The following is a 21,173-nucleotide window of genomic DNA, read 5'->3' as shown; positions in this document are numbered from 1 at the left end:
ACGTTCTCCGATTGTGTTCACGGGGTGCCCCGTCGCGGGGCGGCATCGATTTACCGGCGCCGACGAAGGCGCCGGGCGGGTCACACGGATTGGCGGAAGATCCGCCCCTCCTTCATGATGAGGGCAAGCTTCTCGGGCGCCATCAGCACCTCGATATCGTCGAGCGGGTTGCCGTCGAGGGCGATGAGGTCGGCGACATAGCCATCGCGCACATGGCCGATCCGGTCGGCCATGTTGAAGAGGTCCGCCGCATTGCAGGTCGCGTGGCGGATCACCTCGGCCGCGGGCAGCACCTCGCGGCGAATGCGGAATTCGAGCGACTGGTGCCGGTGGAGCGGGCCGATGAGGTCGGTCCCGTACACCATCTTGAGGCCGTTCGAGGCGGCGATCTCGAGCTGGGCCGAGCCGACTTCGAGCACCGGCGAGATCTTGGCGTGAAGCTCCGGCGGCATCCCGATCGAGAGCCCCTCCTCCCACATGGTGGAATAGGCGACGAGGGTCGGCACCAGGATCGCCTGCTGCTGCGCCATCCAGGCCGCCGTCTCAGCGGCGATGAAATTGCCGTGCTCGATGGAGCGCACGCCGCATTCGACCGCATGGCGGATGCAAGCGTCGGTGTAGGCGTGGGCCATCACGTAGGTGTGGGCGTGCTCGGCCTCCTCGACGGCCGCGCGGATCTCGTCCCGCGAGAACTGGATGAAGTGGATCGGGTCGGTGTAGGAGGCGATCCCGCCGCCGACCATCAGCTTGACCTGCGTCGCGCCGCGCCGGAGTTCGTCGCGGGCGGCGGCGCGCACGGCGTCGACACCGTCGACCACGCGCCCGAGGCTCGGCACATAATAGTGCCCGTCATGGACCGTTTCGCCGACGCCGCGCATGTCGCCATGGCCGCCCGACTGGGAGAGGGCCTTGCCGGAATAGAGGATTCGCGGGCCCGGAATGAGCCCTTCGGCGACGGCGCGGGCGATGCCGAAATCGGCGCCCCCGGCGTCGCGCACCGTCGTGAAGCCGCGCATCAGCATGCCTTCCAGGATCGGCATCGCCCGGATCGCGGTGTAGAAGGGCGACCAGCGCGTCAGCTGTGCGAAGCTGTTGATCGGCACGATCGCATGGACGTGCGCGTCGCAAAGCCCCGGCATCAGCACGCGGCCACCGAGATCGACGGTGTGGTCCACCGTCGTCGCCGCATTGGCCGGGCCGATCTCGGCGATCTTCCCATCGACGATCAGAAGATCGGTTGTATCGCCGAGAACGCCTTCTGCCACGTCGAGCACGGATGCGTTGCGGATGCTGATTGTCGTCACTGGAAGCCTATCGGATTGCACCGGTCTGTCCGGGAAGAGCGACGAAGGACTTGACGTATCCTTGGAAGGACACCCCACCCCGTCCGCTTGTGTGACAAAGTTGAACGGAGCGCGACGGCGTTGACAACAGACCGGAAATCGTAAACGCATGACTCAAAGTCATGAGGAGCGGGGATGACAGACGTTCCGAAAGCGCATCCGTCGATCCCCCGCGCGCCCCGCAACGTCATCGATCGCGAGGGGATGCTGCCGCCGGTCAGTGCGCTGCGCGCCTTCCTCTTCTCGGCCCAGTATCGCAGTTTCTCCAAGGCGGCCGACGAGCTCGGCATGACCCAGAGCGGGGTCAGCCGCGCCATCAAGGGGATCGAGGATCTCGCCGGCGCGACCCTCTTCGAGCGCACGGGCCACGGCCTCGTCCTCACCGAGCAGGGCCGCGTCTATTATGACGACGTGCAGGCGATCATCGACGATCTCGGCGCGGCGACGCTCCGCCTCTCCACCTTCGCCGACGCGGACGAGACCTTGAGCATCGCGACCCTGCCGAGCCTCGGCGGGCGCTGGCTCGCCCCGCGCCTCCACCGCTTCATGGCGCAATATCCCCGGATCGAGGTGCGCATCACCGCCCAGATCGGCCACTTCGACCTTGCGGCGAGCGGCCTCGACGGCGTCATCCATTATGGCAACGACATCTGGCCGGACAGCCTGTCGGAATTCCTGATGGACGAGGTGATCGTCCCGGCGGCGATCCCGCGCATCCTGCCGCAATATACCGCGCCGTCAGGCCTTCTCCTTCGCGACCTGACGCTGATCCAGCACCTTCACCGCCCGACGGCGTGGCGCGACTGGTTCCGCGCGGCGGGGATCGACCATCCGCGCCCGATGGCGGGGCCCCGCTTCGAGCAATATCTGATGGGGCTGGAGGCGGCGCTGTCCGGCATGGGGGCAATCATGATGCCGCCCTTCATGATGCTGTCGGAGCTTGCCGACAACCGCCTCATCCTCCTCGACCGCGCGGCGGTGCGCTCCCCCTGGGGCTACCACCTCATCTATCCGAAGAGCCGGCGCACGAAGCCGGCGCTCCTGCGCTTCCGCCGCTGGCTGCGGTCGGAGGCAAGGCGCACATGGTCCGACACGCAGCGCCTCATCGACCAGCCGCTCGCGACGACGGACCCGGCCGCCGCCTTGCCCTGAGGCGCGGTCGGCCGGTCCGCGCGCCCCTACCGGAAGGACGCGTTGATCGAGGCGAGACGATCGGAGCGCGGGCAGAGATCCGCCAGGGGGATCTCGTTCAGCGGACGCTTGACGGTGCCGAGCGAGCCGTGGAGATCCTGCTCGGCGGGGTCGAGATAGAGGAGGCCCGTCGCCACCTCGCCGCGCGCCGCACGGGTGCGGATCGCCGAGAGGGCGGAATCAGCGTCCTGCGGATCGTGGCTGGAATCCAGCCGATGGAGGCGCAGGATCGAGCCGTCGTGCAAGGAGACGTCACGCGACTCGCCCTCGGCGAGCTCGGCGCGGATCTCCTCCTCCGCCGGCACATAGTCGAGCTGTTCCAGCGCCTCGTTGTGGGCGCGCACATACTCGTAGCTCTTCGTCGAGGTGGCGTGGTTGTTGAAGGTCACGCACGGGCTGATGACGTCGAGCAGCGCGAAGCCGTTGTAGCGGATCGCGGCCTTGATGAGGGGCTTCAGCTGCGCCTTGTCGCCGGAGAAGGAGCGCGCGACGAAGCCCGCCCCCAGCGAGATCGCCATCTGGCACAGGTCAATCGGGTCGAACGGGTTCGGCTGCCCCTTCTTGGAGGGGGAGTTGCGGTCGTTCGTGGCCGAGAACTGCCCCTTGGTGAGGCCGTAGCAGCCGTTGTTCATCACGATATAGACCATGTTCAGCTTGCGCCGGACGGCGTGCGCGAACTGGCCGAGGCCGATCGAGGCGGTGTCGCCGTCGCCGGAGACGCCGAGATAGATGAGGTCGCGGTTGGCAAGGTTCGCCCCGGTCGCGACCGACGGCATCCGGCCGTGCACGGAGTTGAAGCCGTGCGCCTGGCGCATGAAGTAGGTCGGCGCCTTCGACGAGCAGCCGATGCCGGAGATCTTCGCGATCCGGTGCGGCGGCAGGTCGAGCTCGCAGACCGCCTCGATTAGCGCCGCGGTGATGGAATCGTGCCCGCAGCCGGCGCACAGCGTCGACATCGCGCCCTCATAGTCGCGGTGCGTGAGGCCGAGGGCGTTGCGCTTCAGTTTCGGGTGATGCGCGAGGGGTTTGGCGATGAAGCTCATGATCCGGACTCCCTACTCGGCCGCCACGGCGGCGCTGGGACGCGCATCGAGGACCCTCTTGCGCACGAATTCTGCGGTGAGCGGCATCCCGTCATAATTGAGGACGGGGATGAGCTTTTCGGCCGCGATGCCCGCCTCCAGGATCAGGAGCGAGCGCATCTGCGCATCGCGATTCTGCTCCACGACGAAGATGCGGCGATGGGCGGCGCAGAACTCGGCCACCTCGTCGCCGAAGGGGAAGCTGCGCAGGCGCATGACATCGAGGCGCACACCGTCGCTGGCGAGTGCGTCGATCGCCTCCAGCACCGCCGGGCGCGTGGAGCCGAAGCAGATCAGGCCGTCGTGCGCCCCGGCACCGGCGGAGATGATCTCCGCCTTGGGGGTCAGCGTCGCCGCCGTCTCGAACTTCTTCGCGATCCGGTCGAGGACGCGGGCGTGGATGGTGCCGTCCTCGGTGTAGCGGGCGTTCTCGTCGTGCGAGGTGCCGCGCGTGAAGAAGGCGCCCTTCTCCGGATGCGTGCCCGGCAATGTCCTGTAGGGCACGCCGTCCCCGTCGACATCGCGGTAGCGGCCGTAGGATTCCAGCGCGTCGAGCGCGGCGGCGTCGAGCACCTTGCCGCGGTCGAAGGTGCGGTTGTCGTCCCATTCGAACGGGTCGACCATCCAGCTGTTCATGCCGATATCGAGGTCGGACACCACGATCACCGGCGTCTGGAGCCGCTCGGCGAGGTCGAAGGCGTCGGCGCTCATCGAGAAGCACTCGCCCGGATCGCCGGGGAAGAGGAGCACGTGCTTGGTGTCGCCGTGCGAGGCGTAGGCGCAGGCGAGCACGTCCGATTGCTGCGTGCGCGTCGGCATGCCGGTCGACGGGCCGCCGCGGGCGACGTTGTAGAGGACCATCGGGATCTCGGCGAAATAGCCGAGGCCGAGAAACTCCGACATCAGCGAGATGCCGGGGCCGGACGTGGCGGTGAAGGCGCGCGCGCCGTTCCACCCTGCCCCCAGCGCGATGCCGATCGCGGCAAGCTCGTCCTCGGCCTGGACGACGCCGTAGAGCTTCTCGCCGTCGGCCGTCACGCGCAGCTTGCCGCAGAAGCGCTCGAACGCCTCCACCAGCGAGGTGGACGGGGTGATCGGATACCAGGCGCACACCGTCGCGCCGGCATAGACCGCGCCGAGCCCGGCCGCGTCGTTCCCGGTGACGAGGATCTTGCCCTCGGCCCCCTTGGCGCGGCGCAGGTGGATCGGGAGCGGACAGGCGAAATGCTCCTCCGCATAATCCTGCCCGAGCGCGACCGCCTCCATATTGGTGGCGATCAGCTTGTCCTTGCCGCGGAACTGGTCGCGCACCACGCCTTCGAGCACCGCCGGATCGATCTTCAGCAGCGCCGCCAGCGCGCCGACATAGACCATGTTCTTCAGAAGCTGGCGCTGGCGTGGGTCGCGCCACTTGCGCGCGCAGATCTCGGCGATCGGGATGCCGAGAATGTTGATGTCCTGGCGCGGCCAGATACGCGGCATGCTGCTGTCATAGAGGAGCCAGCCGCCGGGGATCACCGCCGCGAGGTCTTCCCCATAGGTCTGCGCGTTCATCGCGACCATGAGGTCGACCCCGTCGCGCCGGCCGACCCAGCCGGCCTCGGAGGCGCGCACCTCGTACCAGGTCGGAAGGCCCTGGATGTTGGAGGGGAAGATGTTTTTGGCCGAGACCGGGACGCCCATGCGGAACACGGTCTTGGCGAAGATCGAATTGGCGCTGGCAGAACCGGAGCCGTTGACAGTCGCGAATCGAACCACGAAATCGTTGACGCCGCTCATTACTTTCTCCGGTTAGTCCAGATACGCGTCGAGATGGCGTTGGCAGGCGGGCGCCGCTTGCCGCTCGACATACTTGAACTTCGACATGTCCCAGGCGCCGGTCGGGCACCGCTCGGCGCACAGCCCGCAATGCAGGCAGACATCCTCGTCCTTCACCATCACCCGGCCCGTGGGCAGGTTGTCCGAGACGTAGAGCGCCTGGTCGAGATTCTGCGCCGGCGCCCGCAGCAACTCACGCAGGATCGGCTCGGGTGCGTTCGGTGTGAACGTGATGCAATCCACCGGGCAGATGTCGACGCACGCATCGCACTCGATGCATTTCGGCTGCTCGAAGACCGTCTCCACATCGCAGTTCAGACAGCGCTCGACTTCCTTGAGCGCCAGCTTCTCGTCGAAGCCGAGCTCGACCTCGAGCTTCAGGTTGCGCAGCGACGTCGCGGTGTCGGCGTGCGGCACCGGCACGCGGCGTGCCGAATCGTAGCCGTTCGAATAGGACCACTCGTGGATGCCCATCTTCTGGCTGACGAGGTTAAAGCCGGGTTGCGGCCGCTCGCTGATCGGCTCGCCCTGGCAGTGCTTGTCGATCGAGATCGCGGCCTGGTGGCCGTGGGCGACCGCCCAGATGATGTTCTCCGGACCCCAGGCCGCGTCACCGCCGAAGAAGACACCCGGACGCGTCGAGGCGAAAGTCGTGCGATCGACGACGGGCATACCCCCTTCGTCGAAGTCGACGCCGATATCGCGCTCGATCCAGGGGAAGGCATTGTCCTGGCCGATCGCCATCAGCACGTCGTCGCATTCGATGACGACGCTCTCCCCGGTCGGGATCAGCCTGCGCCGCCCGTCCTCGCCATATTCGGCGCGCATCTTGTCGAACCGCACGCCGACGAGCTTGCCGTTCTCGACGAGGAACTCGGCCGGGCTGTGATTGTCGAGCACCGGAACGCCCTCGCGCTCGGCGTCCTCGATCTCCCAGGCCGACGCCTTCATGTCCTTGCGCGGCGAGCGCACGGTCACGGTGACCGCATCCGCGCCGAGGCGCAGCGCGGTGCGGCAGCAATCCATCGCCGTGTTGCCGCCGCCGATGACGACGACGCGCTTGCCGATCTTGTCGACATGCTCGAACGCGACGGAGGTGAGGAACTCGATCCCGATGCGGATGTTGGCGGCCGCTTCCGCCCGCCCCGGCACCTTGAGGTCCTTGCCCTTCGGCGCGCCGGTGCCGACGAAGACGGCATCGAACCCTTCGTCGAGCACGGCGGCAAGGCTGGTCACCGCCTCGCCGAAGCGCGTCTCGACGCCGAGCCCGTAAATCGTGCCGAGCTCTTCGTCGAGCACCTCGGCCGGGAGGCGGAAGGCGGGAATGTTGGAGCGCATGAGGCCGCCGCCCACCGGGTCCTTCTCGAAGAGGACGCAGCGGTAGCCGAGCGGCAGGAGATCGCGCGCGACGGTGAGGGATGCGGGCCCGGCCCCGAGCAGCGCCACGGTCTTCCCGTTCGGCGCGAACGGCCCCTGCGGCAGCATCGCCGACACGTCACCCTTGTTGTCGGCGGCGACGCGCTTCAGGCGGCAGATCGCGACGGGCTTCTCCTCGATGCGGCCGCGCCGGCAGGCGGGCTCGCATGGGCGGTCGCAGACGCGCCCCAGGATGCCGGGGAACACATTGCTTTCCCAGTTCAGCATGTAGGCGTCCGCGTAGCGGCGCTGCGCGATCAGGCGAATATATTCCGGGACCGGCGTGTGTGCCGGGCAGGCCCACTGACAATCGACGACTTTGTGGAAATATTGGGGATTCGACGTATCGGTCGGCTTCATTCCGTCCGCGCCGGGCACGGACGAATATTCGTCCAATCGGCCCATTTCGGCCTTTTGCATGATCCTTGTCGCCCTCCCTCCAGATGGGCCGTCGGTTCTTATGTCTGACCCGATCTAACGCACCATCACTGCGATCACGTTTTGGAGGTGTTTTGTAGTGTTTTCAAGAAGCGTTCTGAGAACGACGCAGCGCGCTCTCCCAACTGTGACCACACATGCGGCAAGAAAGAGGGTGCCGCGCGCGCCTCTGTCGCGCACCCAAGCGTGCTGGATTCAGGCGGCTTTCGCCTCGGAATCGCGACGGGTCAGCGCCTCGAACTGAACATGTTCCAGCTTTGAGCCCCCCTGTTGTCGGCAATCAACACCAACAATTTCTCTGTGCAGGAGTGGAGCGCCGGCGCGCGCAGGGTTCGAGCGCCGTCGCGGATCGGGCCGACCGCGTGCGATCCGGTGGTCGCGAAGTTCTGCCGCCCGGAAAGTCCAATCCGTTTAGAAAATCAATTCTTGGCGAACTTGTGATCGGAAATCTCCAACCGGCACGGCATGTCACCGGTATTTTTTTGCTAGAAAGACTGGTTTCATTGATACACTGAGCCATGTGGCGAATGAACGCGACATTGCGTGGCTTGATGAACAATAGTTTGAAGTCGACGACATGCGAATTGCCGTAATCCTGCTCGGTTTGGTCATCTTTATTGGCGCCGGGTTCATCATCGTCGGCGAACAGCTTTCCGGCGCCAGCGCCGACGCGGTGATTAACGCGCGGCTGACCACGCTCCAGGCGCCCATCTCGGGCGAAATCGCGATGCCGGAGCGCGCGCTTGGGACGCAGATGGCGGCGGGCGAGCAGATCGCCCGCATCAGCGATCCCCTCGTCGATGATATCCGCCTCGAGGATCTGATTCTCGAACGCAATCTCGCCGAGTCGCTCCGCACGCGGCTGACCGACCATATCAGCGCCCTCAACGACTCGCTGGAGATCCTGTCCGACCGCGCCAAGCGCTACGGTTCGGAGCGCATTCGCCAGCTCGAGGCGGAGATCGAGGCCTCGAAATCGAGCGCCGCCGCTGCGGAGGCCCGGCTCGAAGAGGCGCAGGGCACGCTGCGCCGCGCCCAGCAGCTCAACGAGCGCGGCGTGTCGACCACCGCCGCCTTTGACCAGGCGACCGCCGACGCGCGCGTCGCCGAGCGCGTGCTGGAGCAGAGCCGCAGCGCGATGCGCGTCCTCGAGATCCAGCTCGCCGCCGCGCAGGACGGCGTCTTCCTCGGCGACAGCTACAACGACGCCCCCTACTCCGAGCAGCGCGCCGAGGAGCTGATCCTCAAGCGCAGCGAACTCGAGGCCGATCTCTCCGAGACCACCGCCCGCGTCGCCTCCCTCACCGAGCGCATCAACGCCGAGCGCCGGCGCGTGAACCGCCTCAAGGAGGCGATCGTCCTCGCCAACGTGAAGGGGCGGCTGTGGGAGATGCTCGCCGCCGACGGCGAGCGCGTCCAGCGCGGCGACGACATCGTGCGTCTCGTCGATTGCGGCTCCACCATCATCACGCTCTCGGTCGCGGAGAGCGTCTACAACCGCCTCGAGATCGGCGACGCGGCCAATTTCCGCGTCAACGGCGAGACCAACACCTATGAGGGGACGATCTCCCGCCTCGCGGGCTCGGGCGCGGCGACGATCTATTCGAACCTCGCCGTCGCGCCGAGCGAGGAGCATCTGGAGCGCTACGACGTGACGCTGCTCTCCCCCGGCCTTCGCGGCGACCCCGAGCTCGGCTGCGCGATCGGCCGGACGGGGCGCGCCTTCTTCGACCGAAGGCCGATGGAGTGGCTGCGCAACACGGTCACGAGCCTCCTGCCGTGATCTACCTCACGGCCTTCGAGTCGAGCCTCGTCCATCTCGCGCTCGTCGTCGGCCTCGCGATCCTCCTTCCGGCTCTCCTCAGCCGGAACAACAACACCCATCGGACCATCATCTTCGCCGTCGCGGGCATCCTCGCCCTGCGCTACGTGTGGTGGCGCGCGACGGAGACGCTCGCCCCGTTCGAATTCTCGATCGACTGCCTCGCGAGCTGGTCCTTCTTCGCGATCGAGGCGGGCGCGGTTCTCTCCTCGCTGTCGGCCTTCACGATCCTGTCGCGCGTGCGCCACCGCCATGTCGAGGCCGACACGCACGCGGGCTGGTGGCCGGCGGACCGGGTGCCGAAGGTCTCGATCCTCATCGCCACCTACAACGAGGACCGCGAGGTGTTGGCGCGCACGCTGACGGGCGCGGCGAGCCTCGACCATCCGAACTGCGAGGTCCTCGTCCTCGATGACGGGCGGCGCGCGTGGCTCACCGAGTTCTGCGCCCGCTATGGCGCGCGCCACATCACGCGCCCCGACAACGCCCACGCCAAGGCCGGCAATATCAACCACACGCTCGCGATGCTCGCCGCGAGCGACGACCCGCCCGACTTCGTGGCCGTCCTCGACGCGGACTTCGTCCCGCATCATGATTTCGTCTCGCGCGCCCTCGCCCTCTTCCACGAGGAGGATGTCGGCCTCGTCCAGACGCCGCAGCACTTCTTCAACCCGGACCCGATCCAGCACAATCTCGGCCTCAGCCGCTCCTATCCGGACGAGCAGCGCTTCTTCTTCGACCACCTCCAGCCCTCGCGCGACGCGTGGGGCACGGCCTTCTGCTGCGGCACCTCCTCGGTGATGCGCTTCTCCGCGCTGAAGCGCATCGGCTTCTTCCCGACCGACAGCATCACCGAGGATTTCCTCGTGACGCTGGCGCTCCAGAATGCCGGCTTCCGCACGGTCTATCTCGACGAGCCGCTGACCGAGGGCCTCGCCCCCGAGGGGCTCAAGGAATACATCACCCAGCGCGCGCGCTGGTGTCTGGGGCTGATGCAGATCGCGCGCGGGCCGCTCGGCCCCATGAAGCGCAACGGGCTGCGCCTTCGCGACCGGTGGAGCGTGGTCGATTCGGTCCTCTACTGGACGACGACCTTCACCTTCCGCATCGCCGCCCTCACCTACCCGCTCCTCTACTGGTTCTTCAACGTGACGGTCGTGGACGCCACGGTGCCCGACGTCATCAGCTATTTCGGCACCTACTTCCTCTTCGTCCTTGCCTCGCTGAACTTCGTGTCGGGCGGGCTCGTCGTGCCGCTCGTCAACGATGTGAGCCAGCTTCTCGGTGCGATCCCGATCTCGCGCGCGGCCTATACCGGCCTCCTCAAGCCGCACGGCCACGCCTTCAAGGTGACGGCGAAGGGTGGCGACCGCAGCCGCACGATCGTGCAATGGGGGCTGATGCGCCCCTTCGCGATCATGTTCGTGCTGACCTGGGTGGGGCTCTTCATCGGCATCGTGTCGTGGCGCTACTCGTTCGGCGACGCCGGGGACGGGAAGGTCGTGATCCTGTTCTGGACGATGTACAACCTCATCGTCCTCGGCCTCACGATGCTCGCGTGCGTGGAGCTGCCCCGCAAGGAGCGCCATCTCGCCGACGCGCCGGAGCGGGTCACGGTCGCGCTCGGGGCCGACGCGCCGCCCCAGCGGGCGTGGATCCGTGGCCTCACGACGGAGGCGGTGCGCTTGCGCGGCGTCACCGCGCCGGTCGGCACCAATATCATCGTCACCATCGCGGGTGTCGGCGACGTGCCGGGGGTGGTCGTCGCGGCCGATTCCGGCGGGGCCGCGCTCCACATCTCACCGGACGAGGCGCAGCGCGAGGCGGTGCTGAAGCGGCTTCATTCCGAAGGCAGCGCGCCGGGCGTCATCGAGACGCGCGTCTCCGGCATCGTGCCGGACTTCCTGATCCGCCTCGTCTCCGGCCGGCCCTAGAACATCCGCGCGTCGGAGCGCGGGCAAGATGGCTCCGACGCTTTGTTCAGCGATGGCCCGAGCGGCTCTGGAGGAGCGCGATCGCGCCGGAGAGGGCCGCGACCTCGCGCGTGCGGCGGGATTCGTAGGGATAGACGTCCTCCCCCGCCGCGATCGCCGTCGCGCTGTCGGCGACGCGCGTCACCGGGCGGATATAGAGGCGGGTGTAGAGGAGGGTGAGGAGGACGACGGCCGCGAGGCCGATCGCGCCGGCGACCGCGAGCCGCCTCGCAAAGCCCGTCTGGTCCGCCGCCAGCGCGTCCATCGGCATCCGGATCACCAGCGACCATCCGAAGCTCGGCAGATCGCGATATTCGAGATCGTCGAGGACGACGGTCATGTATTGCGCGCCGTCCGGCCATGTCTCCACGAAGGGGCGGCCGGCGCCGACGCGTGCGGCGCGCAGGCTCGGCGTGTCGATCCGGTCGATCTCCAGCGGCTGGGACGCGATCACGATGTCCCCGCCCGCATTCACCAGGAAGGCCTGGATGCCGAGCGATTCGGCCGTCTCCTGAAATCGCTCGCGGGCCTTGGAGAGGTCGATATGGATCCCGAGCACGCCGACCGGGCGGCGGTTGGGGCCAAGGACGGGTGCGGCGAGATCGATGAAGCGCAGCGGGTCCGACGCGGTCTGGCCGAGGCGCTCTGAGAGGAGCACCGCCTCGTGCGCATCGCCGGCATAGGGGCCTTCGAGGCCCTGGCTGTACCAGGGGCGCGCCGCGACCGAGACGCCTTCGAGGAGCCCGCCGGAGGCCGCCTCGACGAGCCCGTCGAGCCCGGCATAGCCCGCCCAGACCGACCAGCTTCCGGCGTTGGTGAGATCGGCGAGGCGGCCACGCAGATCCGGCGTCGCGCCGGGCGCGCCGATCTCCTGCGCGAGGAAGTCGACCCGCCGCCAGCTGTCGTGGAGCGATCGCAGGAAGGTCATCTCGAGGCCGCGCCCGCGCGCCGCGATGGCTTCGGCGAGCGCCGCCTCCTCTCTTTTCTCCGCGGTCGAGAAAACGAGAGCCGCACCGGCGAGGCCGAGCAGAATCGTGAGGCCGAGAACGAAGACGAACACGGTCGCGCCGAGACCTGGAAAACGATTCGCGCCATTCGCCATCTTCGAATATCCCTCAAGTTACTTGGTGACGCGGAAAATTTTCCGTTAGAAAGGCTCGTCTAGCGCCACAGATCTCGTGTTGTCATAGCGTTCCGCCGAACAACATCAACCAGCGACCATGCCGGGGACGCGGCTGGACGTGCCGCCCGGCCTCGCCATTCACGGATGATCGTCAGGCGCGAGATACGTCGCGAGCTCGATGAAGAGGCGCTGAGCGGCGTCGCCGTAGGTGTCGGTCTTGGCGAATCCGGCTTCTGTGAACGTGACGGCGAGCGCGAGCGCGATCTTCTTCGACGGCAGATAGCCCTCCACGGCCGCGTAGCCGCCGAAGAACGGGGACTGGAGGATCCACGATCCCGCGAGGAATGTCCCGAGCCCGTAGTGGAAGGATTCGTCGAGCGCGCGGCAGGACGGGCATTCGTCGGTCGGCCCGCCGAACCCGACGAGGCTCGGGCCGACCATCGCCTGATACGATTCTTCGGACAGGAGAGCGCCTGTGCCGATGCCGATGGCGGTCGCCGTCATATCGTAGATGTTGGTGGTCTGGACCGCCCCCGGCGCCGTCGTCCAGGACGGGTTCCAGTGGGTCGATTCCTCGTAGAACCGGACGGACGGGTCGATGCCGAGGGGCTCGCGCCGCTCGGAGCTGAAAGCATGGAGGGCGGGCGCGCGGATCTCAGCCGTCGCGGGCGCATCGGTGTTGGTGAGGCCGAGGGGGCCGAAGATGCGCGCCCTCATCGTCTCGGCGAGCGGTTCGCCGGTGACCGTCTCGATGAGTTGCCCGAGGATCACGTAGCCGGTGTGGGAATAGCCCCAGTTGGTGCCGGGCTCGAAGAGGAGCGGCTGCGCGACGCCGATCGCGATCAGTTCCTCGGGCGTCCACTGGCGGAACGGATCGGCGAAAAAGGCCGCCTGGAAGCCTTCGTCGGGCACATAGTCGGCATAGCCGGACGTCATGTTGAGGAGCATGCGCGGGGTGATCGCGTCCGCGTGCGGCAGGTCCGGCAGCCAGGTCGCGATCGCCCCGTCGAGATCGAGCCGCTTCTCCTCGGCGAGCAGCAGGGTGATCGTCGCCATATAGGAGAAGGCGACGTTGCCGCTGCGGAAGTGCATCTGCGGCGTCGCCGGCACGCCGCCGATCGACTCGCCGAGCGCCTTCGTCACGATCTCCTCGCCGTCGATCACCACGCGGACGATCACGGACCGCAGCCCGTGTTCCTTCATCCCCGCCTCGGCCATCGCGACGATGGCGGCCGCCGTCTCGCCGTCCGTCTGCGCACGCGCCGGGGGCGCGGACGCCGCGAGCATCGCGCACGCGGCCACGGCGAGCCCGACCAGGCGGATTTTGGCGATGTCCATGTCTGATCCCTCGGTCGCGCCCGTTCACCGGGCGACGTCACGGCCGGCAGCCTGCAAAGATCTAATCGCACGCGTTTCGGCGTGACAAGCACGCCTCACGCCGAGGTTGATCAAAGGTGGCGTGATGCCATCGGGTGGCACAGATGCGACACACTCGGAGACTTGTCGCATTTCGGCAATTTTGGGGCGTGGCCCACTATACCCTGCACCCGGAGACAGTATTCTTAGCGGGTGACGGCTGACGCGGTCACGATTTGTGAGCCGATATTTGAATGACACCAAAAATGTTTGAGGCGCCCGTTCGGGATCGCGCCGCCATCTCTTTCTTCACCGCGATCCGGCCCCGCGCAGCGGTCATATCGGTCGCAATCGCGTGCGCGACCCTTGCCTCGGCGCAGGCCGATGTCCTCGCCAACCGAGGCGGCACATATTCCTTCGATGCGTCGGCCAACACCGTCACGGCGACGGCCGAGGGAGGCACGACGCTCCCTGTCGCACTCGCAACGGGGAGTTCGACGAGCATCGAGGCGAGCGTCGGCGGCTCGCTGGTCTTCGACGGCCTGCCGTTCGGGCCCTCGCCCCAGCTGAACGGCGTCGTCAACTACTTCACGACGGGAGAGTGCGCGCCGAGCGTCTCCTGCAACGACGTTCTCGAAACCCTCGTGCAGAGCGGCGATATCGCGGTGACCGTCGGCAGCGGTTCCGGCACGGACTCCATCATCGCGACGGGTGTCGTGGGCGGAGCCGCGGCGCCGGGCGGCCTGATCGCCGCCTCGCTGGGGGATGGCGGCTTCGGCGGCGCGGGCAACGCGACCGAGATCTCCGCCTCCTCCGCCATCGCCGCCGCTGCGACAGAGGGTGTCGCGTCGGGCGCGGTGTCCGTCAGCCTCGCCGGCTCGGCCGCCATCGACATCACCGGCACGGGAACGGGCGGCGAGACGGACATCTTGACCCCGACGATGGTCGGCTTGCGCGCGTCGTCCACCGGCGGGGGCGGCAGCGCCATCTATTGGTACACCGGTGATGTCGTCAAAACGGAGCACCCTTTCGCGGGCGACGGCGGCCCCGGCAACAGCGTGTCGGTGACGACCGCGGCCGGAAGCACAATCTCGCTCACTGAGACGGGCGGGGGCGCCAACGCGGCCGGCATCGATGCCCGCTCGATCGGCGGCGCCGCCGGTTCGCGCTTCAGCACGCTCGACGGTGCCGTCTACACCGTCGGCAATGGCGGCGCGGCGGGCGACGTCACGGTGGAGCATGGCGGCGCGATCACGGTCGACGCCGGCAACGGGTTCGGCATCCTCGCCGTCTCGATCGGCGGGACCGGCGCCGACACCGACGTCCCCTTCACCGACGGCACCGGCAATCCGGGCAATGGCGGCACCGTCGACGTGACGGTCACCGGCACCATCTCGATGCGCAATGGCGGCGCCGGCGTCTTCGCATCCAGCCAGGCCGGCGCCTGGACGCCAAACGGGCAGACGACGCTGCCGAGCGGCGGCGACGTCACCGTCACGATCGAAGACGGCGCCTCGATCATGACGGGCAGCGAGAACGCGAGTCCCGAGCCCCTGGCGTTCGGTGTCATGGGGCTCAGTTCCGGAACCCCGGCGATCACCGATCTGACGAACGCACCGGTCTACCGGGGCACCGGCGTCTCCGGGACGGTGAGCGTCACCAATCAGGGGACGATCTCGACCAATGGGCCGACCGCGATCGGTGCCGCGGCGCTCAGCATCGGCGGCAACCCGGTCGTCGCGGCCTACACGGGCGGCAGCAACACGGTCGGCGACGTGAACACCGTGAGCGGCGGCGGCTGCGGCGATCTTGCCGGCGGCTGCGCCGACGTCACGCTCAGCAACACCGGCAGCGTGACGACGCTCGGCGCGGGCTCGGTCGGGCTCGTCGCGATTTCCACCGGCGGCGGCGGGATCGTCCACAACGACGCGCCCCTCGCGCTGAACAGCGACGGCGAATGGGCGAGCGGCACCGCGCTCGGCTCCAATCCGGCATCCGGCGCTGAGGCGGCCGATGGCGGCGGTATCACCATCAACCATTCTGGCGCCGTCGTGACCGGCGATGGCGCGGGCGGGGGGATCGGCGCCATCGGCATCCTCGCCCAGTCGATCGGCGGCGGCGGCGGCCTCTCCGGCGGAAGCCAGGCGGTGCAGCAGGTGGGGGACGCGGCCGGCGGCGGTGGCGACGGGGCCACCGTGACCGTCAACCTGACCGACGGCGCCACGGTGCTGACGCGGGACACGAGCGCGGTCGGCGTCCTCATGCAGTCGATCGGCGGCGGGGGTGGCAGCGCCACGAACACGACGGGCGCCTACGCCGCGGTCGGCGGCGCCGGGGGCGATGGCGGCAATGGCGGGACGATCACGCTCAACACCAGCGGCACGACCTCGATCACCACGCTCGGCAACGGGGCCCAGGGCGCCTTGATCCAATCGATCGGCGGCGGCGGCGGCAATGGCGGCTTCGCCGACAGCGCGGGGATCTTCGTCAGCCAGGCGACCGGCGGGATCGGCGGCGCGGGCGGGCGTGGCGGCGTCGCGACCGGGTACAACAACGCCGGCAGCGCCATTGCGACCAGCGGCAACCGGGCCTCGGGGATGGTCGTCCAGTCGATCGGCGGCGGCGGTGGCGTCGGCGGCGCGGCGATCTCCTCCGCGACGGGGATCTTCTTTGCCGAAGCCATCGCCACCGGCGGCAATGGCGGCGAAGGCGGCGACGGCGATCTCGTGACCGGGATCAATCACGGCACGATCACGACCGGCCTTTCGCCCGACGACCTGCAGACGATCGGCCTCGGCACGGGCGGCATCTTCTACGCAACGCTCGAGGACGGCACCACGCTGACCTCCGACATCCAGAACGGCGACATCGACACCGGCGAGATCACCGCCTCGGTGACGAACGTGACCCTGAGCGACGGCACCGTGATCGCCAACGCGACCGTCGACGGCGAGACGGTGACGGGCACCGTTTCGGCGACGGGCGAGACCTTCACCGGGACGATCGTCAGCGGCGGGATCTATCGCGGTGTCGGGACGGACGCCACCGAGGCCGTCGTCACGGGCCTCATCATCGACGGGCGGTGGATCACCGAGACGGGCGGCCCGTCCTCCAATGGCGCGGATTCGGATGGGATGGTGGTCCAGTCTATCGGCGGCGGCGGTGGCATCGCCGGTGCCGCCGCGGCGAAGTCGAGCGCGCTTCCCGTCCCCGGCGCAAACCTCGTCGACACCGCCCTGCCGACGGCGAGCATCTCGATCGCCAATGGCGGGGCCGGCGGCGCCGGGGGCGATGGCGGCGGCGTCACCGCCGGGAACTATGCCGAGATCACGAGCTATGGCGACTATTCGCGCGGGATCCTGGCGCAGTCGATCGGTGGCGGCGGCGGCCTTGGTGGCGACGGGACGGCCGCATCGACGGCCGTCCAGAGCGCTTCCTTCGACCTCCAGATCTCCATCGGGGGCGGCGGCGATGGCGGCGGCGCGGGCGATGGCGCGACGGTGACCGCCTTCAACGGCGCGTCGGACGGCAGCGAGATCGGCGCGATCACGACCTCGGGCCAATTCTCGCCGGGGATCGTCGCGCAATCGATCGGCGGCGGCGGCGGGAGCGGCGGCGCTGGATCGGCCACGATGGCGACACCCCTCCTCCACTACGACACCGGCATGTCGCTCGCGATGACGTTCGGGATCGGCGGGGCGGCCGGAAGCACCGGCAACGGCGAGGCCGTGTACGTCTACAACTATGCCGGCAGCAGCATCGCGACGACGGGCTCGACCTCCTACGGGATCTTCGCGCAGTCGATCGGCGGCGGTGGCGGCGATGCGGGCGGCGCGTCAGCGACCGGCGGCGGCGACACCTTCTCGCCGACGCTCGCGGTCGGGGGAACCGGCGGCGCCGGGGGAACCGGCGGGATCGTCAACGTCGAGAATGACGGCGCGATCTCGACCGCCGCGGGGAGCGCGCACGGCATCTTCGCGCAATCGATCGGCGGCGGCGGCGGCTCGGGCGGGACCGCCGACGCGGCGGCCTCATCGCTCGGCGTCTACACCGCCTACAACCACGTCCTCTCGTCCATCCAGAACTGGGTGACGAAGAGCGCGCAGAGCTACAACGCCAACATCGCCGTCGGCGGCGACGGCGGCAGCGGAAACGACGGCGGCCGGGTGAACATCACCAACACCGGGGTGATCGGGACGGCGGGGTCGCAGGCTTACGGCGTGCTCGCCCAGTCGATCGGCGGCGGTGGCGGCCACGGGGCGGCGGCGACCGCGACCTCGCGCTCGGCAACGCCCGCTTACTCCGTCGTGGACATCGGGCTGCGGGTCTACACGGTGAACCTCACCGCCGGCGGCTCCAACGCGGCCGAAGGGGATGGCGGGACCGTCGACGTCACCCATTCCGGCACGATCTCCACCGCCGGCTTCGGCGCCCACGCCATCGCGGCGCAGTCCATCGGGGGCGGCGGCGGCATCGCGCTCGACGGGAGCGTCGACAGCGACACCTCGATCCAGCTCGGCGTCGCCGTCACCGGCATGTCCCGTGAGACCGGCGAGACCAGCAGCACCGGCGGCGACGTCTCCGTGACGAGCACGGGCGCGATCACGACGGCCGGGCGGGGAGCGTCCGGCATCGTCGCCCAGTCGGTGAGCAGCGGCGGCGGGATCGCGGCGGGCGGCACCGACGCGTTCGAGACGATCGGCGGCGGCCTTGCGGGCACCGCGACCCACACGATCAACGTCGCGGCCGACTATAGAGGCGTCAGCGAGACGAGCCCCTCCTATGGCGCGGCCGGCGCTGTGTCGGTCGCCCAGTTCGACGCGATCTCCACGCCGATGGACTGGGCGCATGGGATCGTCGCGCAGAGCGTCGGCGGTTCGGGCGGCATCGGCTTCGCCTATGCGAGCGACAGTGTCGACGTCGCGCTCGCGATGCAGGTCGGGAGCACAGGGCCGCTGTTCGGCGCGGGCAATGGCGGCGCGGTCGACGTCCAACTCGCCGGCGGTGACGCCTCGACGATCGTGACGGGGAGCGTGAGCGTCTCCGACGACGGGGTCACGACGCGCACCGGATACGCGGCATTCGGCGTCCTCGCCCAGTCGATCGGCGGCGGCGGCGGCCTCGGCATGGAGAACAATGACGGTGGCACGGCCGCGGGCAGCACCCTGTCAATCGGCGGCTCGGGCAAAGGCGGCGGTGGGAACGTCACCTACCAAGGGGACGGATCGATCACGACCCATGGCGACGTCGCCCATGCCGTGGTGCTCCAGTCGGTCGGCGGCGGCGGCGGCATCGCCGGCCAGGGCAGCAGCGCGGCGAGCGGCGGGCTCGAGACCGTGACCCTCGCGATGGGCGGCAGCCTCGCCGAAGGCGGCGGCGGCGCCGTCACCCTCGCGGAGTCGACCCTCACCCTCTCCACCGCCGGCGCCAACGCCTACGGCATCCTCGCCCAGTCTATCGGCGGCGGTGGCGGCTTCATCTTCGCCGCGGACCAGAACACGGCCACCCCGAACGTCGCCTTCTCCAGCGTCGATGGGGACGTTCCGCCCTCCGATGGCGGGGCCGTGTCGCTCACCATCCTGGGCGGAAGCACGATCGCGACGCTCGGCGACGGCGCGCACGCGATCGTGGCGCAGAGCATCGGCGGAGGTGGCGGCATCCTCGGCCTTCCGACTGGCGCCCCGTCTTTCGAGACCGGCCTCATCCGCACGACCACCGGGGCGGGCGACGGCGGCGACATCGATTTGGCCATCAATGCCGACATCAGCACGGCGGGGGATGGCGCGTTCGGCGTCATCGCCCAGAGCCTCGGCGGCGGTGGCGGGCTCATCACCAGCAACGGCGTCACGACCGCCGCCACCGGCAACGGGCCGGGCAATGGCGGCATGGTCGAGATCCAGCTTGCCGGCTCGGTGACCACGTCCGGCGACGGCTCCACCGGGATCTTCGCGCAGAGCGAGAGCAGTGTCGGCATCGAGATCAACGCCGCCGTCGCAGGGGGCAGCGGCGGGGGCTATGGCGTCTGGGTCGATGGCGGGGCCGGGAGCAGCGTCACGATCGACAGCATGGGCGCCGTGTCCGCCTTGTCCGGTAACGCCATCCTCCAGACGGGCGACACCGCGCTCGACGTCGACAACCAGGGCACGCTCATGGGCAGCGTTGCGCTGAACGGCGGAACGCTCACCAACGATGCGGCCTACCTCATCGGCGCCGGCGCGACGGTGGACGGCAACTTCACGCAGAGCGCCGCCGGCTTCCTCGCGTTCGACTTCACGAGGGCCGAGGCCAGCGCGACGGGCGGCTTGCTCGCGGTCAGCGGCACCGCATCGCTCGACGGCGCGCTGCGGCCGAACGTGTTCACCTGGCTCCTCCCGGAGCCGGTCCAGGTTGTCGAAAGCGGCGCGCTTTCGGGCCGCTTCGCTTCGGTCGAGTCGGCGAGCCCCCTCTTCGGCTGGGAGCAGGAGACGGACGCGACGCGCCTTACCCTGACCGCGACGGCCGACTTCACGCCGGCCGGCATCTCCGGCAACGCCGCCGCCCTCGGCGGCTATCTCCAGAAGAACTGGGACTCGGCGAACGAGGGTTTCAGCGAGATCTTCGCGATCCTCTACAACGAGACCCCGAACCCCGCGCGCTATGCCCGCGCGCTCGATCGGATGTCGCCCGCCTCGCTCGACATCCTCGCGAGCGATCTTGCGAGCAATGCCGGGGAGGTCCTCGGGACCGCGCTCAGCTGCCCCCAGTTCGAGGGCGAGTCTTCGCTGGTGGGCGAAGGGCGCTGCGTATGGATGCAGGGCGGCGGATCGGTCGCGAACCGCTACGACCTCGACACGCGCGTCGACCGGTTCGCCACCGCCATCGGCGGCCAGGGGGAGATCGCCTCCGGCTGGTATCTCGGCGGCGCCCTCAGGACCGATTTCGTCGACGCCGACGGCGACACGATCGACGCGTCGGGCACGAACTATTACGGCACGGTCGCGCTGAAGCGCGTCGCCGGGCCGTGGCTCTTCGCCGGGTCGATCGCGGCGGGAATCGGCGACCATTCGCTCGACCGCGAGGATTGGGCGGGCGGCACCCTCTCCAGCGATCCGACCTCGATCCTCGTCGGCGGGCGCTTGCGGGCGGCCTATTCGGTCGATCTCGGCGGCGCCTATGTCCGCCCGATGGCCGACCTCGACCTCTTCCACGTCCACACCCCGGAATTCACCGAGCGCGGCGCCTCGCCGTTCGCCTGGACGGTGCGCACGAACGACGAGACCAATGTCGCGATCACCCCCTCGATTGAGCTCGGCATCCGGCGCGACATTGCCGAGGACACGGTGCTGCGCGGGTATCTGAAGCTCGGCGCGACCTACACGCCGACCAGCGAGCGCCACCTCGACACCACCTTCGCCGGCAGCGGCGGAGGGGACGTGCGCACCAACATCGACGCGCCCGATCTCGTCGGCGCGCTGACGGCGGGCGTCCAGGTCTACCAGGGCAAAGGCTTCGATCTGCGCGGCGAGTACGACCTGTCGATCGGGGAGGATTATCTCAGCCAGGGCGGGCGGCTCCGCCTCTCCTACCGGTTCTGACGCGGCGGCCGGCGCGGCTTGCCACGCGTGCCCGCTT

The 21,173-nt window shown here is 68.8% G+C and carries 10 protein-coding genes; 4 read left to right on the top strand and 6 right to left on the bottom strand.

All coding sequences use genetic code 11. The annotated features are described in order from the left end of the window. Positions 1-80 precede the first annotated feature (80 nt). A complete protein-coding gene (locus DBV35_RS09835) occupies positions 81-1,304 on the bottom strand; it encodes a metal-dependent hydrolase family protein (protein ID WP_108659971.1) in 1,224 nt (407 codons plus the stop codon). Between the two features lie 174 nt (positions 1,305-1,478). Here DBV35_RS09835 and DBV35_RS09830 point away from each other — a divergent pair, with 174 nt between their 5' ends. Then, a complete protein-coding gene (locus DBV35_RS09830) occupies positions 1,479-2,495 on the top strand; it encodes a LysR family transcriptional regulator (protein WP_108659970.1) in 1,017 nt (338 codons plus the stop codon). A 26-nt stretch (positions 2,496-2,521) separates the two neighbouring features. Here DBV35_RS09830 and DBV35_RS09825 read toward each other — a convergent pair whose 3' ends face one another. The 3 genes from DBV35_RS09825 to DBV35_RS09815 are packed head-to-tail and all read right to left on the bottom strand — an operon-like array spanning position 2,522 to position 7,210. Further along, positions 2,522-3,577, bottom strand: coding sequence for a 2-oxoacid:ferredoxin oxidoreductase subunit beta (locus tag DBV35_RS09825; protein WP_108659969.1), 1,056 nt, complete (start codon positions 3,575-3,577; stop codon positions 2,522-2,524). Between the two features lie 12 nt (positions 3,578-3,589). Beyond that, complete coding sequence (locus DBV35_RS09820) at positions 3,590-5,395, bottom strand: 2-oxoacid:acceptor oxidoreductase subunit alpha (protein ID WP_108659968.1); 1,806 nt, start codon at positions 5,393-5,395, stop codon at positions 3,590-3,592. Positions 5,396-5,407: 12 nt separating this feature from the next. Next, positions 5,408-7,210, bottom strand: a complete 1,803-nt coding sequence (locus DBV35_RS09815; RefSeq protein ID WP_108660652.1) for an FAD-dependent oxidoreductase — start codon at positions 7,208-7,210, stop codon at positions 5,408-5,410. A gap of 655 nt (positions 7,211-7,865) precedes the next feature. On the opposite strand from DBV35_RS09815, the gene DBV35_RS09810 reads away from it, so the two are divergent. Further along, a complete protein-coding gene (locus DBV35_RS09810; protein ID WP_108659967.1) occupies positions 7,866-9,071 on the top strand; it encodes an HlyD family secretion protein in 1,206 nt (401 codons plus the stop codon). After that, on the top strand, positions 9,068-11,044 hold the full coding sequence (locus tag DBV35_RS09805) for a glycosyltransferase (protein ID WP_170134899.1): 1,977 nt from the start codon (positions 9,068-9,070) through the stop codon (positions 11,042-11,044). The genes DBV35_RS09810 and DBV35_RS09805 overlap by 4 nt, the downstream gene beginning before the upstream one ends. A 46-nt stretch (positions 11,045-11,090) precedes the next feature. Here the strand turns inward: DBV35_RS09805 and DBV35_RS09800 are convergent, their stop codons facing one another. After that, positions 11,091-12,185, bottom strand: coding sequence for a cache domain-containing protein (locus DBV35_RS09800; RefSeq protein WP_108659965.1), 1,095 nt, complete (start codon positions 12,183-12,185; stop codon positions 11,091-11,093). Between the two features lie 159 nt (positions 12,186-12,344). Further along, positions 12,345-13,544 carry a serine hydrolase domain-containing protein gene (locus DBV35_RS09795; RefSeq protein ID WP_108659964.1) on the bottom strand — a complete coding sequence of 400 codons (1,200 nt, stop codon included), beginning with the start codon at positions 13,542-13,544 and terminating at the stop codon, positions 12,345-12,347. A 284-nt stretch (positions 13,545-13,828) separates the two neighbouring features. Between DBV35_RS09795 and DBV35_RS09790 the strand changes: the two genes are divergently transcribed. Next, a complete protein-coding gene (locus DBV35_RS09790; RefSeq protein WP_108659963.1) occupies positions 13,829-21,136 on the top strand; it encodes an autotransporter outer membrane beta-barrel domain-containing protein in 7,308 nt (2,435 codons plus the stop codon). Positions 21,137-21,173: the final 37 nt, after the last annotated feature.

The sequence above is a fragment of the Acuticoccus kandeliae genome, assembly GCF_003073115.1.
This window is presented reverse-complemented; position numbering and strand designations above follow the sequence as displayed.

What these genes read in the sequence shown, in the direction of transcription:
- DBV35_RS09830 (WP_108659970.1), top strand. Translation starts at nt 1,479, where the DNA reads ATGACAGACGTTCCGAAAGCGCATCCGTCGATCCCCCGCGCGCCCCGC.
- DBV35_RS09825 (WP_108659969.1), bottom strand. Translation starts at nt 3,577, where the DNA reads ATGAGCTTCATCGCCAAACCCCTCGCGCATCACCCGAAACTGAAGCGC.
- DBV35_RS09820 (WP_108659968.1), bottom strand. Translation starts at nt 5,395, where the DNA reads ATGAGCGGCGTCAACGATTTCGTGGTTCGATTCGCGACTGTCAACGGC.
- DBV35_RS09815 (WP_108660652.1), bottom strand. Translation starts at nt 7,210, where the DNA reads ATGAAGCCGACCGATACGTCGAATCCCCAATATTTCCACAAAGTCGTC.
- DBV35_RS09810 (WP_108659967.1), top strand. Translation starts at nt 7,866, where the DNA reads ATGCGAATTGCCGTAATCCTGCTCGGTTTGGTCATCTTTATTGGCGCC.
- DBV35_RS09800 (WP_108659965.1), bottom strand. Translation starts at nt 12,185, where the DNA reads ATGGCGAATGGCGCGAATCGTTTTCCAGGTCTCGGCGCGACCGTGTTC.
- DBV35_RS09795 (WP_108659964.1), bottom strand. Translation starts at nt 13,544, where the DNA reads ATGGACATCGCCAAAATCCGCCTGGTCGGGCTCGCCGTGGCCGCGTGC.
- DBV35_RS09790 (WP_108659963.1), top strand. Translation starts at nt 13,829, where the DNA reads ATGTTTGAGGCGCCCGTTCGGGATCGCGCCGCCATCTCTTTCTTCACC.